Annotated in this window: 11 protein-coding genes and 4 tRNA genes; 10 read left to right on the top strand and 5 right to left on the bottom strand. The window is 69.5% G+C overall.

Annotated elements, in window-relative coordinates; genetic code table 11:
• The 3 genes from H293_RS51560 to H293_RS0144170 form a co-directional block, all read right to left on the bottom strand.
• The coding region (locus tag H293_RS51560) for a DEAD/DEAH box helicase (RefSeq protein ID WP_063746974.1) at positions 1–1,823 on the bottom strand (1,823 nt) is incomplete at its 3' end.
• 239 nt (positions 1,824–2,062) lie between these two features.
• Positions 2,063–2,584 carry a hypothetical protein gene (locus tag H293_RS0144175; protein ID WP_020124177.1) on the bottom strand — a complete coding sequence of 174 codons (522 nt, stop codon included), beginning with the start codon at positions 2,582–2,584 and terminating at the stop codon, positions 2,063–2,065.
• 91 nt (positions 2,585–2,675) lie between these two features.
• Entirely contained in the window at positions 2,676–3,026 is a 351-nt protein-coding gene (locus H293_RS0144170; RefSeq protein WP_020124176.1) for a metallopeptidase family protein, read from the bottom strand.
• Between the two features lie 85 nt (positions 3,027–3,111).
• On the opposite strand from H293_RS0144170, the gene H293_RS0144165 reads away from it, so the two are divergent.
• The 8 genes from H293_RS0144165 to H293_RS0144130 all read left to right on the top strand — a co-directional run bounded on the left by H293_RS0144165 (position 3,112) and on the right by H293_RS0144130 (position 10,382).
• A complete protein-coding gene (locus tag H293_RS0144165) occupies positions 3,112–4,707 on the top strand; it encodes a metallophosphoesterase family protein (protein ID WP_020124175.1) in 1,596 nt (531 codons plus the stop codon).
• An 80-nt stretch (positions 4,708–4,787) separates the two neighbouring features.
• Positions 4,788–4,860, top strand: a tRNA-Glu gene (locus H293_RS0144160).
• 38 nt (positions 4,861–4,898) lie between these two features.
• Positions 4,899–4,973, top strand: a tRNA-Asp gene (locus H293_RS0144155).
• A 24-nt stretch (positions 4,974–4,997) separates the two neighbouring features.
• Positions 4,998–5,071: transfer RNA gene (locus H293_RS0144150), tRNA-Phe, on the top strand.
• A gap of 73 nt (positions 5,072–5,144) precedes the next feature.
• Entirely contained in the window at positions 5,145–5,429 is a 285-nt protein-coding gene (locus H293_RS0144145; RefSeq protein WP_020124174.1) for a hypothetical protein, read from the top strand.
• A gap of 71 nt (positions 5,430–5,500) precedes the next feature.
• Complete coding sequence (gene hrpA / locus H293_RS0144140; protein WP_020124173.1) at positions 5,501–9,460, top strand: ATP-dependent RNA helicase HrpA; 3,960 nt, start codon at positions 5,501–5,503, stop codon at positions 9,458–9,460.
• 94 nt (positions 9,461–9,554) lie between these two features.
• A tRNA-Asp gene (locus H293_RS0144135) sits at positions 9,555–9,629 on the top strand.
• A gap of 561 nt (positions 9,630–10,190) precedes the next feature.
• The gene (locus H293_RS0144130; protein ID WP_020124172.1) at positions 10,191–10,382 is read left to right on the top strand and encodes a DUF6274 family protein; all 192 of its coding nucleotides are present in this window, start codon (positions 10,191–10,193) and stop codon (positions 10,380–10,382) included.
• Between the two features lie 390 nt (positions 10,383–10,772).
• Here H293_RS0144130 and bldC read toward each other — a convergent pair whose 3' ends face one another.
• A complete protein-coding gene (bldC, locus tag H293_RS0144125; RefSeq protein WP_003949541.1) occupies positions 10,773–10,979 on the bottom strand; it encodes a developmental transcriptional regulator BldC in 207 nt (68 codons plus the stop codon).
• 515 nt (positions 10,980–11,494) lie between these two features.
• Complete coding sequence (locus H293_RS0144120) at positions 11,495–12,337, bottom strand: DUF8083 family protein (protein ID WP_020124171.1); 843 nt, start codon at positions 12,335–12,337, stop codon at positions 11,495–11,497.
• Between the two features lie 223 nt (positions 12,338–12,560).
• On the opposite strand from H293_RS0144120, the gene H293_RS0144115 reads away from it, so the two are divergent.
• A complete protein-coding gene (locus H293_RS0144115; RefSeq protein WP_020124170.1) occupies positions 12,561–13,661 on the top strand; it encodes a Leu/Phe/Val dehydrogenase in 1,101 nt (366 codons plus the stop codon).
• Between the two features lie 281 nt (positions 13,662–13,942).
• The gene (locus H293_RS0144110) at positions 13,943–14,194 is read left to right on the top strand and encodes a DUF3073 domain-containing protein (protein ID WP_028808738.1); all 252 of its coding nucleotides are present in this window, start codon (positions 13,943–13,945) and stop codon (positions 14,192–14,194) included.
• Positions 14,195–14,607 lie beyond the last annotated feature (413 nt).

The following is a 14,607-nucleotide window of genomic DNA, read 5'->3' as shown; positions in this document are numbered from 1 at the left end:
CGGTCGTCACGGCGGAAGCCGCCCGAGGGACGCTCGTCACGACGGTCACGGTTGAAACCGCCGCCCGAGGGACGGTCGTCACGACGGTCGCGGTTGAAACCGCCCGAGGAGCGGTCGTCGCGGCGCTCGAACGAACGGCCACCACGGTCGTCGCGACGGTCGTCACGACGGAACCCGCCGCGCTCGCCGTCCCGGCGGTCGCGGTTGAAGCCGCCACGGTCGTCACGACGCTCGAAGGAACGGCCACCACGGTCGTCCCGACGGTCGTCGCGACGCTCGTAGTTGCCCCGCTCGTCACGGCGCTGACGCGGCTGCTCGTACGCCGGACGCTCGGCGGACTGCTCGGTGACCACGGCCTCGGCCGTGGCCTCCGCCTCCTTCGCCACGACTGCCTCGGCGGCCGCGGCGACCGCCGTCTCCGGGTCCTCGCCGCGCTCGCGGGCGGCACGGGCGACCAGGCGGTCGGCCTCCTCGCGCAGCTCGGTCGCGCGGCGCTGCGCCCGCTCCAGCTCCTTGGTGAGCTGGGCGACCTCGCGCTCGGCCTGCTGAGCCGCGTTGGCCGCGGACTCGGACTGGACCTCGGTCATAGAACGGGCGCCGGTGATCTCGGCGACCTCGGGCTCGAAGGCCGTACCGGAGTTGATGATGTGACGCCCGGCGTCGACGCCCGCGTCCTCCATCAGCCGGAAGATCTGCCGACGCTGGTGCGGCAGCGACAGGGAGACGACCGTGCCGGTGCGGCCGGCGCGAGCGGTACGCCCCGCGCGGTGCAGGTAGTCCTTGTGGTCACCGGCGGGGTCGACGTTCAGGACGAGGTCGATGCCGTCGACGTGGATACCGCGGGCGGCGACGTCGGTCGCGACGAGCGCGTTGACGTAACCGTCCTTGAAGTCGGCCAGGGTGCGGGTACGCGCGCCCTGCGTCATGCCACCGTGCAGCGCGTCGGCCTTCACACCGGACTCGCGCAGCTGCTCGGCGATGCGGTCCGCGCCCAGCTGGGTGCGGACGAAGATGATGGTGCGGCCCTTGCGGGAGGCGATGGCCGCGGTGACCGGCGCCTTGTCCTTGGGCTTCACGATCAGGATGTGGTGCGACATGGTCGTGACGTTGCCCTGGGCGCTGTCGACCTCGTGCGTGACCGGGTTGCTCAGGTAGCGCTTGACCAGCGTGGAGATCTCGTTCTCCATCGTGGCCGAGAACAGCATCCGCTGGCCGCCGGCCGGGACCTGGTCGAGCAGCTCGGTGACCTCGGGCAGGAAGCCCAGGTCGGACATCTGGTCGGCCTCGTCGATGACGGCGACCTCGATGTCCTGCAGGGAGCAGGCGCCGCGGTTGATGAGGTCGCGCAGTCGGCCCGGAGTGGCGACGAGGACGTCGACACCGCGCTCCAGGGCGTAGATCTGGTTGCTCATGGACGTACCGCCGCAGACGACCTTCATCTTCAGGCCGAGCTGGTCGCCGTAGGGCTGCAGCGCGTCCGCGACCTGCATCGCGAGCTCACGGGTCGGGGTGAGGATGACGGCGCGCGGCCGGTGCTTCTCGGTGCGGCCGCCGGACAGACGGGCCAGGGTCGGCAGACCGAAGGAGAGGGTCTTGCCGGAGCCGGTGCGGCCACGGCCGAGGATGTCCTTGCCGGCCAGGGCGTCCGGGATGGTCGCGGCCTGGATCGGGAAGGGGGTGGTCACGCCGTTCTGGGCGAGCTTGCGCACGACGCCCTCGGGGAGACCGAGGTCCGCGAAGGTGACTTCGGCGGTGGCCTCGGTGACGTCCTCGGTGCCCTCGTTCTCGGGCACGACGACGTGATCAGTACTGGAAATGGACATGCGTATGCGAAACCTTCCGGAGTCTCGTCGGCACGCGCCCGTCAACTCCGTGATTCGCAATACGACCGCCTCTATGCGGTCAGCCACGGTAAGGGAGAGAACGCGCCACACGGCGCTCTTCTGCTTTGGCGCCGGGCAAATGATCAAACGATCTATAACCATACGCACCCATCGCCCCCGAAGGCAAACCGATCCCCTCGTATGTATCCGAGGTCACTCGGGGCCTTTCACGGGGTCCGTCACACCGGCGACCCGGCGGTGGGCGCCGGCTCCCGCTGGCTCAGCTGCGTGCCCGTCTCCGGCTGCGCCGACGAGGACGGCTCGGCGGGCGGCGGCGACGGGGTGGGGGACGCGGGCGGCTCGCTCGGCGCCGGCGGCTCCGGGTCGGGCGTGCGGGTGGGGGCCGGGTCGGTCCGTGTCGCCGAGGGCGCCGGTTGCGCCGTATGCCCCGGCTTCACCCCCGCCGAGGCCGACGCGCCGGCCGCCGCCGAGGCGGACGCCGACGGCGAGGCCGACTCCTTGCCGTCCTTGCCCTTGCCGTGCTTCCCGTGCTTGCCGTCCGCGCCCGTCCCGCCGAGCCCCACGGAACCGCCCGAGGCCGCGGACCCCCCGTCCGGTGCCTCGCCGCCCCGCTCCCCGGCGGAGTGCGACGGCTTCGCGCTGCCGCCTCCGTCGTCCCCGCCCACGCTCATGCAGCCCGCGGTGGCGGCGACGGCCATGACCGTGGCGGCCAGACGGACGGGTACGTACAAGCGGCGCACGAGCAGCCACCTCCGAGGGCGGTCGTCTAAGAGTCAACCTGCCCAACTCCCGCCGCCCACAAGAGGACACGCGCCCCGTTCGAAAACGGGCTCACCCGTACCCGAGCGCATGCAGCCGCGCGTCGTCGATCCCGAAGTGATGGGCGATCTCGTGCACGACCGTCACCTCCGTCTCCGCGACGACGTCCTCGCGCGTCTCGCACATCCGCAGCGTCGGCCCCCGGTAGATCGTGATGCGGTCCGGCAGCACCCCCGCGTACCACTCGCCCCGGTCGGTCAGCGGAGTGCCCTCGTACAGCCCGAGCAGCTCGGGATCGTCCTTCGGCGGTTCGTCCTCGACGAACACCGCGACGTTGTCCATCAGCCGCGTCAGCTCCGGAGGAATCCGGTCCAGCGCCTCGGACACCAGTTCCTCGAACTCCTCGCGCGTCATCTCCAGCACAAGCCCATTCTCCGGTACGACCCGGTCGGACGAGAGGGATGAGCGCGCCCGCATATCCGCGGGCGGACTTGGGCATACGGGACCAATGGCCCGCGTCCCCGCCGCAGTCCTGACCATCCGGAGCATCCTGAACGCCGTACGAAAGCCCTCGCGAGCCCTCGCCCGCCAGTACGGCAGGCGCCGCTCCCACCCGTCCGTCGAGCTCGTCGACCCGCCGCACCCCTGGGTCCGCGCCCTCGGCCTGGTCGCCGTCGTCCTCATGGGCGCCTGGCTCGGTCTGCTGATCGTCGGCAACGTGCGGGTCCCGGTCGGCCCCATGAACACCACGATGACCCTGCGCCCGTCCCTGTCCGGCGGCACGAAGATCAACGTCTCCCCGCTCGGCGCGCTCCAACTGGACAGCCACCAGGCCCCGGTCCGCCTCGACGTCAACGTCGACCAGCTCGACCCGGAACGCTCCCAGGCCCTCGTCGACCACCCCGAACGCCTGTCCGGCCTCCAGGACGAGGTGGCCACGGACGTCGAACACGGCACCCTCGACCTCGCCCTGCGCTCCTGCGCGGCCGTGGTGCTGGGCGCCACCACACTCGGCCTCGCGGTCTACCGCCGCCCCCGCCGGGCCCTCGCGGCCGGCGGACTGGCCCTGACCCTCCTGGCGGCCTGCGGCGGCACGGCGTACGCCACCTGGAACCCGGAGTCGGTCCTGGAGCCCAGGTTCTCGGGGCTGCTCTCCTCCGCCCCCTCCCTGGTCGGCAACGCGCGCAGCATCGTCACCGAGTTCGACGTCTACCAGAAGGAGTTGGCCCGCCTGGTGACGAACGTGACGAAGCTCTACGACGTCACGTCCACGCTCCCCGCCTATCAGCCGGACCCCACCACCATCCGGGTGCTGCACGTCTCCGACATCCATCTCAACCCGGCGAGCTGGAAGATCATCGCCTCGCTGGTGGAGCAGTACAAGGTCGACGTGATCGTCGACTCCGGCGACACCATGGACCACGGCACGGCGGCGGAGAACGGCTTCCTCGACCCGATCCCCGACCTCGGGGCGCCGTACGTCTGGGTCCGCGGCAACCACGACTCCCTCACCACCCAGCGCTACCTGGAGGGCCTCGAGGGCGTCCACGTCCTCGACAACGGCAAGGCGGAGACGATCGCCGGGCTGCGCTTCGCCGGCATGGGCGACCCCCAGTTCACCCCGGACCGCTCCACCGACCCCGGCGCCGACGAGTCCCAGGAGGCGGCGGGCGACCGCCTGGCCGCGGCCCTGCGCGAGCAGCGGGCCGCGGGCACCCCGGTCGACCTCGCGATCGCCCACGAACCCTCGGCGGCCCGGGAGGTCGACGGCGAGGTCCCGATGATCCTGTCGGGCCACCTGCACCACCAAGAGATGGAGGTGATGGAGAAGGGCACGCGGCTGCGTGTCGAGGGCTCCACGGGCGGCAGCGGGCTGCGGGCCGTCGAGGGCAAGTACCCCGACCCCATCGAGGCCTCGATCCTCTACATGGACCGCGACACCCGCCGCCTCCAGGCCTGGGACGAGATCAGACTCGGCGGCCTCGGTCTCACGACGGCGGAGGTCAGCCGCCACCTCCCCGAGGACAACCAGCCGGGAGCGACCCCCTCCCCCACGGGTTCCCGCACGGGCTCGTCCACGGCCTCGCCCACGGGCAGCCCCTAAACCGTTTTGGCGATACCTCCCGGCATCCCATATGCTTCTCACGTCCCCGACGCGCTGAGAAGCGCCCAGGCGGGCCGATAGCCCTCATCGTCTAGCGGCCTAGGACGCCGCCCTTTCAAGGCGGTAGCACGGGTTCGAATCCCGTTGGGGGCACGTAACACCGTGTGCGACACTGTTCGTGCACAAAGCTTGGTCCTGTGGAGCAGTTTGGAGTGCTCGCCACCCTGTCAAGGTGGAGGCCGCGGGTTCAAATCCCGTCAGGACCGCTGAGGTTTCCCCGGAAGCCTCGCGGCTGGGTAGCTCAGTTGGTACGAGCGACCGCCTGAAAAGCGGTAGGTCGCCGGTTCGACCCCGGCCCCAGCCACAGCACAGACCCCGATCCCCGGATCGGGGTCTTGTTGTATGTGTCGTGGCTGAGGGCGCGGAGGTCGGGGACGATGAGGCAGGACGACGGTCTGGAGCTGGCCCGGGCGAGATACGGGCTGTTCGCCGTACTGGCCAGCAATCTGGCGATCGCCGGAGTGGCGGTGGTCGGGGTCTGGCGGCTCGACGGCGACAAGGCGGTGATCGTCGGTGTCCTCACCGCCGCCTTCACCGCGGTCAGCAGCATGACCACCGCCTATCTGGGCATCAAGGCCGTATCCAACACCGCGCGGGCCATCGCCCTCGGCACGAACCGCGGACAGGCACCGGCCGAGACGCCGGCCCCGCCGACGCCCTGATCGCACGGCCCGCGCCGCCGGGACAAAACCGTTCGCCAGTAATTTCCCGGGGATGAGATCCTGGATCGCGTATGTCTACGCACCCTGCCCCCGCCCCCGGCACCCCCGTCTTCGGGGAACTCGCCGCCCGCCTGACCGAGCTGTCCCTGCGTGACGCGCACCGGCTCGGGCGCAGGCTCGAAGGCGCGCGCAAGATCCGCAAGCCGGAGGCGCGCGCCGCCGTGCTGGCCGAGATCGAGGCCGAGGTCGGCAAGGGCGAGGAGCGAGTAGGTGCGCGCCGTGCCCGCGTGCCCGCCGTGTCGTACCCCGAGCAGCTTCCGGTCAGCCAGAAGAAGGACGACATCGCGGCCGCCATCCGCGATCACCAGGTCGTGATCGTGGCCGGTGAGACCGGGTCCGGCAAGACCACCCAGATCCCGAAGATCTGCCTGGAGCTCGGCCGGGGCGTCAAGGGCATGATCGGGCACACCCAGCCCCGCCGGATCGCCGCCCGCACCGTCGCCGAGCGGGTCGCCGAGGAGCTGGACACCCCGCTCGGCGAGGCCGTCGGCTGGAAGGTGCGGTTCACCGACCAGGTGAACCAGGACGCGACCTTCGTGAAGCTGATGACGGACGGCATCCTGCTCGCCGAGATCCAGACCGACCGCGAGCTGCGCGCCTACGACACGATCATCATCGACGAGGCCCACGAGCGGTCCCTCAACATCGACTTCCTGCTCGGGTACCTGGCGCAGCTGCTGCCGAAGCGCCCCGACCTCAAGGTCGTCATCACCTCGGCGACCATCGACCCCGAGCGGTTCTCCCGGCACTTCGGTGACGCCCCGATCGTCGAGGTCAGCGGCCGTACGTATCCCGTGGAGGTCCGCTACCGGCCGCTCCTCGAAGAGGACTCGGACGACTCCGACCGCGACCAGATCACCGCGATCTGCGACGCGGTCGAGGAGCTCCAGGGCGAGGGCAAGGGCGACATCCTCGTCTTCCTCTCGGGTGAGCGGGAGATCCGGGACACGGCCGACGCCCTGGTGAAGAAGAACTACCGCTTCACAGAGGTACTGCCGTTGTACGCCCGGCTCTCGCACGCCGAGCAGCACCGCGTGTTCCAGCCGCACACCGGGCGCAGGATCGTTCTGGCGACCAACGTGGCCGAGACGTCCCTGACCGTCCCGGGCATCAAGTACGTCATCGACCCCGGCTTCGCCCGCATCTCCCGCTACAGCCACCGCACCAAGGTCCAGCGGCTGCCCATCGAGCCGGTCTCGCAGGCCAGCGCGAACCAGCGCAAGGGCCGCTGCGGCCGTACCTCCGACGGCATCTGCATCAGGCTGTACACCGAGGAGGACTTCGAGGCCCGCCCCGAGTTCACGGACGCGGAGATCCTCCGCACCAACCTCGCCTCCGTCATCCTCCAGATGACCGCGGCCGGCCTCGGCGACATCGAGAAGTTTCCCTTCATCGACCCGCCGGACCACCGCAACATCCGCGACGGCGTCCAACTCCTCCAGGAACTGGGCGCGTTGGACCCGGCGCAGAAGGACGTACGCAAGCGGCTCACCGACACCGGCCGCAAGCTCGCCCAGCTGCCCGTCGACCCGCGCCTGGCGCGCATGGTCCTGGAGGCCGACAAGAACGGCTGTGTCCGCGAGGTCATGGTCATAGCCGCCGCGCTGTCCATCCAGGACCCGCGCGAGCGCCCGGCCGACAAGCAGACCCAGGCCGACCAGCAGCACGCCCGCTTCAAGGACGAGACCAGCGACTTCCTCGCCTACCTGAACCTGTGGCGGTACGTCCGCGAGCAGCAGAAGGAGCGCGGCTCGTCGTCCTTCCGCCGGATGTGCAAGCAGGAGTACCTGAACTTCCTGCGCATCCGCGAATGGCAGGACATCTACACGCAGTTGAGGACCGTCGCCAAGCAGATGGGCATCCAGCTCAACGAGGACGACGCGCCCGACCAGTCCGTACACGTCTCCCTCCTCGCCGGTCTGCTCTCGCACATCGGCATGAAGGACGTGAAGGACGGCAACAAGAACGAGTACCTGGGCGCCCGCAGCGCCAAGTTCGCGATCTTCCCGGGCTCGGCGCTCTTCAAGAAGCAGCCCCGGTTCGTGATGTCGGCGGAACTGGTGGAGACCTCGCGCCTGTGGGCCCGGGTCAACGCGAAGATCGAGCCGGAGTGGGTCGAACCCCTGGCCGAACACCTGCTGAAGCGGACGTACTCCGAACCGCACTGGGAGAAGGACCAGGCCGCGGTGATGGCGTACGAGAAGGTCACGCTGTACGGCGTGCCGATCGTCGCCCAGCGGAAGGTGAACTACGGCCGGATCGACCCGGAGTCCTCCCGCGAGCTTTTCATCCGCAACGCCCTGGTCGAGGGCGACTGGCGCACCCACCACAAGTTCTTTGCCGACAACCGCAGACTCCTCAGCGAGGTCGAGGAGTTGGAGCACCGGGCGCGGCGCCGGGACATCGTGGTCGACGACGACACGCTCTTCGACTTCTACGACCAGCGGGTGCCCGAACACGTCGTGTCCGGGGCGCACTTCGACTCGTGGTGGAAGCGGAAGCGGCAGGAGGAGCCGGAGTTCCTGGACTTCGAGCGGGAGATGCTCATCCGGGAGTCGGCGGAGGCGGTCACCAAGGCCGACTATCCCGACTCCTGGCGGCAGGGGCCCTTGAAGTTCCGGGTGACGTACCAGTTCGAGCCGGGAGCGGACGCGGACGGTGTGACGGTCCACATCCCGCTCCAGGTCCTTAACCAGGTGAAGGACGAGGGCTTCGACTGGCAGATCCCGGGCCTGCGGGAGGAGTTGGTGACGGAGCTGATCCGTTCCCTCCCCAAGCCGATCCGCCGCAACTACGTACCGGCACCGAACTTCGCTAAGCGCTTCCTGGATACGGCCGTCCCTCTGCAGGAACCTCTGACGGTCACGATGGCGCGCGAACTGAAGCGCATGGTCGGCGTGCCCTTCGAGGCGGAGGACTTCGACCGGTCGAGGATCCCCGACCACCTCCGCATCACCTTCCGGATCGTCGACGAGCGGCGCCGGAAGCTGGCTGAGGACAAGGACCTGGAGGCGCTGCGGCTCCAGCTGAGGCCGAAGGCGCGCCAGGCCCTCTCCCAGGCGGCGGCCGCGACCGCGTCCCGCGAGGGCGGCGAGTCCCTGGAGCGCAAGGGCCTGACCGACTGGACGATCGGCACGCTCACCCGGGTCTTCGAGACCCGTCGGGCCGGCCAGCCGGTGAAGGCCTACCCGGCCCTGGTCGACGACGGCGACACGGTCTCCGTGCGCCTCTTCGACACCGAGGCCGAGCAGGGCGAGGCGATGTGGAAGGGCACGCGCCGGCTGATCGTGCGCAACATCCCGGTGAGCGCGGCGAAGTTCGCCTCCGAGAAGCTGACGAACCCCCAGAAGCTGGCCCTGTCGGCGAACCCGCACGGCTCGATCCAGGCGCTGTTCGACGACTGCGCGACGGCGGCCGCGGACAAGCTGATCGGGGACTTCGGGGGTCCGGCGTGGGACGAGGAGTCGTACCGGAAGCTGTACGACAAGGTGCGCGCCGAGATCGTCGACACGACGGTCCGTACGGTCGCACAGGTGCAGCAGGTGCTCGCGGCCTGGCAGGCGTGCGAACGGCGCCTGAAGGCCGTACGGAGCCCGGCGCTGCTGGCGAACCTGGCGGACGTGCGCAAGCAGTTGGACGCGCTCGTGAAGCCGGGGTTCGTGACGGAGACGGGCTTGCGCCGCCTGCCCGACCTGATGCGGTACCTGGTCGCGGCGGACCGGCGTCTGCAGCAGATGCCGACGAACGTCCAGCGGGACACGACCCGTATGGAGAAGGTCCACGAGATGCAGGACGAGTACGCCTGGCTCCTGGAACAACTCCCCCAGGGGCGGCCCGTGCCCCAGCAGGTCCTGGACATCCGCTGGATGATCGAGGAGCTCAGGGTCAGCTATTTCGCCCACGCCCTCGGCACGGCGTACCCCGTCTCCGACAAGCGGATCGTGAAGGCGATCGACACGCTGGCTCCGTGACGACACCTGCACAGAGGGTGAGTTCGACCAGGACCCGCCAGCTCCTGTACAGTCCTTCTCGCAGCGCAACGCACCAGTAAGCGCCGCGAAACCTGGTCCTGTGGAGCAGTTTGGAGTGCTCGCCACCCTGTCAAGGTGGAGGCCGCGGGTTCAAATCCCGTCAGGACCGCAGCAAAAAAGAAGGCCCGCATCCCGGCAACGGGGCGCGGGCCTTCTTGGTACGCGGACGCCGGTCCAGCTCCACCCCCATGCCCCAGGCCGCACCCGCGGCGGAGCCGCCATCAGACACAGCAACTCCCATCAGGACCACAGCAACAACCAAGGCCCACACCCCCGCAACGGGGCGCGGGCCTTCCTCGCACGCGGACGCCGGTCCAGCACACCCCCATGCCCCAGGCCGCACCCGCGGCGAAGCCGCCATCAGACACAGCAACTCCCGTCAGGACCACAGAGAGAAGCCAGGCCCGCATCCCCGCAACAGGACGCGGGCCTTCTTCATGTGCGGACGCCGGTCCAGGTATCCCAGCCCGTCCGGCGTTTGAGGACGAGGCCCCTTCAGGGCCGAAGCGGGGGGCTGGGGGCGGCCGCCCCCAGGACGGCCACAGCGGCTCCGGGTGAGGCGCGGCAGGCGTTCAACGACCCCGCGGAGCACCACGCCATCTTGACGGCGCCTCAAAGCACCGGTACCCAGAAACCAGGCCCCCGTCCCAGCGGAGCCCGGAGGTGGCGTATGGCGGCATCGGTCAGGCACGAGACGCGGGCACTGCTCCGCGCACATCTGTCGGCCGCGTCGTCGTATCGGCATCTGACCCGCCACTGCCCGATCTGCCACCGCCTGTTGCGGCTGGCGATGGACTCCGCCCCGGCAGCCGACCCGCTCCCGGAGGAGTCGATGGAGGACGAGAGCCCCACCCCGGCGTAACCCCCTCTAGCGCACCGGGCCAGACGGCAACAAGGACTCTGGCATGTGACGGGAGTCACCGCATGAGTTTTTGAAACCGTGGAACTTACCCCTGTCCTACAACAGGTCAATTTAATATGTGCAATTGCACTCCTGATCGCACGTCGACCCGGGGCTGCCGCACAGGAGATCCGACACCCCTCCCCAGACTCCGACAGGCCCGCTCACAAGGCTGTCAGCCGTCCACAGTCCGCGCACAAAAAAGATCGCGCTGGACTCGGCGGAGTCCAGCGCGATCGACGACGAGGTTGAGAATGGGCCCTGTTGGGGCAGGACCCGCGTCGCTTGGAGCCAGTGTCCGGACGTCGCGGCCAGTGGGGGACCAGCCGGTTTGTCCGGTTATTCAGTTGTTCAGGCCTCGCTGCGCTGCTGCGGGATACCCGCGAGCAGAGCGCGAACCTCGGCCTCGCGGTAACGGCGGTGCCCGCCGAGCGTGCGGATCGACGTGAGCTTGCCGGCCTTCGCCCACCGCGTGACCGTCTTCGGGTCCACGCGGAACATCGTGGCGACCTCAGCCGGGGTCAGCAGCGGCTCGGCATCAGGGGTGCGAGCGGTCATGAGCGGCCTCCTCGGGAGAACCGAACCTTCTCGGTTCTTTCCTCTAAATTCTGCACCTTGACCCGCGTTGCCCGAAATGGCGGATGCGGGTCGAGTCGGTTATAGGACGAACGGCTTGTCCTCGGCACTACAACTACACCATCCGTCCAGCCTCGTCGGCCAAACCGATGGAATTGCCCCCCAGGTGTTCATCGGCGACGGAAGCCGATGGACCATGCCATAGCGGACAGTCACGCCTCTGTGACGATCAGTCACAGAGGCGATCAGGAGTCACCAGACCCCCCAAAGCGGAACCTCCCCCGGGCCCCTTGTCCTATTTTGGCATGAGGAGGGGCAAGAGACGCAAGAGCCGGGTACGTGCGGTCCGTCACGCTTGACACTTCGTGAGGCGTACGCCCGGATCGGGACCTACGTCCCTTGTCGGTGAGACTTCAGGGGAAGTTGAACACCTTGAGCGAGGACGAAACCCCAAAACGGGCGTCAGGTCAAACGCCTGTTCGTGACGTGGGGCACATTCAGCTCGCCGAGCGACGGTCCCTGACGGCCCGCCAGCGCTCCACGAGCCGCCCGTATGCCTCGCCCGCCGCGGCCCCGTCACCGTGCCGGAGCGCCTCGATGCCCTCGGCCACGTCGGCCGCCGAGTGGTCGTCCTCCAGCTCGCCCGGCGGGAGCACATGCACCAGACCGCCGTAGTCGAGCTCGACCAGCGAGCGTGGGTGGAACTCCTCCAGCCAGCGCCCCACATCGATCAGGCCGTCGATGAGCGGCCCCTCGTCGATGGCGTCCTTGAGGGCCCGCAGAGCCCGCGCCACGCGCCGCCGGGCCTGCACCATGGGGGTGCGGTAGCGCAGCATCGGCGGGATCTCGCCGGAGCCTTTGCCGAAGCGCCGCTCCTCGTCGGAGACGAGCACGAACCAGTTCAGCGGCACCTGCCAGGTCGCCGTGCGGATCCAGGGCCGGGCGTCCGGGTTGCGGGCCAGCCAGCGCTCGTAGTCCTGGGCGGTCTGGCGGCGTACGACCTCGGGCAGCACCGCGTCCAGGACCGGCCCCGGCAGCTCCTCCCCGAGCTCCTCCAGGGCCAGCCAGCCGCGCAGCCGGGTGCGCCACGGGCACACGCACACCACGCCGTCCACGTCGAGCACGAAGGCGTCGCTGCTCTCGTGCACCGGCACCGGCACGGGCGGGGTGGGCAGCAGGTCGGCCAGGGAGCGGCGCAGCTCGTCCTGGTACGAGGGGCGGTCCGGGCGGCGGGCGTAGCGCGCCCAGTGGCCGCGCTCCGGCTCCGGGAAGGCGGCCAGCGGTTCGTACACGCGCAGATAGGTCGCGTACGGGACGATCACCGAGGACACCTTGGGCACGCCTGCTCTCTCCCCCGCCGCCTGCCGGGAAAACCTGCGAAACCCGCACACAAACGCGCGGGAAAACTATGCAAATCGTCGCACGCCCGTACTCCCGGAGAAGGTGATCCTGAGCACTGCACGGTCACGGGCCGCCACAGGCCCTAATCTCGTGCTCACAGGTCCCGCCACCCGTACGGGCCGCCTGTGCCCCATCGCCGCAATGTACCCAGGAGTCACCACAGTGACCGACGTAACCGGCGCCGCTGCCGATGTGCTGCACACCCTGTTCCACTCGGACCAGGGAGGTCATGAGCAGGTCGTGCTCTGCCAGGACCGCAAGAGCGGCCTCAAGGCCGTCATCGCCCTCCACTCCACCGCGCTCGGCCCCGCCCTCGGCGGGACGCGCTTCTACCCCTACGCGAGCGAGCAGGAGGCCGTCGCCGACGCGCTGAACCTCGCGCGCGGGATGTCGTACAAGAACGCCATGGCCGGGCTCGGCCACGGCGGTGGCAAGGCCGTGATCATCGGCGACCCCGAGCGCGACAAGAGCGAGGAACTGCTTCTCGCCTACGGCCGTTTCGTGGCCTCACTCGGCGGCCGCTACGTCACCGCGTGCGACGTCGGCACCTACGTCGCCGACATGGACGTCGTCGCCCGTGAGTGCCGCTGGACGACCGGCCGCTCCCCCGAGAACGGCGGCGCCGGCGACTCCTCCGTCCTCACCGCCTTCGGCGTCTACCAGGGCATGCGGGCCAGCGCCGCGCACCTGTGGGGCGACCCCTCGCTGCGCGGCCGCAAGGTCGGCGTCGCGGGCGTCGGCAAGGTCGGGCACCACCTGGTGGAGCACCTCCTGAAGGAGGGCGCCGAGGTCCTGATCACCGACGTACGGCAGGAGGCCGTCGAGCGGATCGCCGCCCGGCACCCCGCCGTCTCCCACGTCGCCGACACCGAGGCGCTGATCCGGACCGCGGGCCTCGACATCTACGCCCCCTGCGCGCTCGGCGGAGCCCTGGACGACGACTCGGTGCCGGTGCTGACCGCGCGGATCGTCTGCGGCGCCGCCAACAACCAGCTCGCCCACCCGGGCGTCGAGAAGGACCTCGCCGACCGCGGGATCCTCTACGCGCCGGACTACGTGGTGAACGCCGGCGGAGTCATCCAGGTCGCCGACGAACTGCACGGCTTCGACTTCGAGCGGTGCCGGGCGAAGGCCGCGAAGATCTACGACACCACGCTCGCCATATTCGCACGTGCGAAGGAAGACGGGATTCCGCCGGCCGCCGCGGCCGACCGGATCGCCGAGCAGCGGATGCACGAGGCCGCCCTGGAACGGGCGCACTGACGTTTGACCGGTACCCGTCGGCGCACACTTGGAGAGAACTCTCACGTTCGTCGGCGGGTCGGCCGCGCAGAAGTGGTTAAAATCGCGGTTGACCAGCGAGGACGGCGCTTTCCACGGGCCCTGGTGTCGGGCACGTGCTGCGGGCGACGTACCGTATGGGCGTGGGCTCAGGTACCGTGGAAGCCCTACGGACCGGTCTCTCTGCGGAGAGCCCGTTCCAGATCATGAACGCGTGTCAAGACTCTGGGGCCACCGAGCCCCGTATCCGAGGGGGTCGAGCCATGGGGCGCGGCCGGGCAAAGGCCAAGCAGACGAAGGTCGCCCGCCAGCTGAAGTACAGCAGCGGCGGGACAGATCTGTCGCGTCTGGCCAATGAGCTGGGCGCTTCGACTTCGAGCCAGCCGCCGAATGGCGAGCCGTTCGAGGACGACGACGAGGAAGACGACCCGTACGCCCAGTACGCGGATCTCTATAACGATGACGAGGACGAGGACGACGAGTCCGGTCCTGCGTCTCAACGCCGCGGAGCTTGACGACCTAGCTGTGCGTAACCCGGTCCGGGGTGGTCCACACCACCGGACCGGGTTTTGCGCTGCCTGTCGGTCTGACGAGACGTGGTCTAGGCGCAATACCAGTGACTTAAGGAATCGGGTCCCAGCTTCTTGGGACTTTGGTCGGTGGGTTGATTGGGGCTGTGCGCCAGTGCGGGGCGATGGCCACGGCCTCGGCAGGGCTCCGGTCGGGCTGGGGAGGGCGCCGGTGTTCGTCGCGTTTGACGCCGAAATTGGACATCTTGCGTTTGATGACACGGGGGTTGAAGCGCCTACGGCGCAGGGGCAGCAGGTGGCGGGCTATCTCCCGCAGGCCCTCGACGAGGGAGGCGGCCAGGTGGTCAGGGGGAAAAGGCCGCCTGCGCGGTGACCTGTCGGCGTGCGAGGCGGATGCT

Origin of the sequence: Streptomyces canus 299MFChir4.1 (assembly GCF_000383615.1) — a bacterium.
Lineage (GTDB): Bacteria > Actinomycetota > Actinomycetes > Streptomycetales > Streptomycetaceae > Streptomyces > Streptomyces canus_C.
Note: the sequence above shows the minus strand (reverse complement) of the source record. Positions and strands in the feature narration are given on the sequence as shown.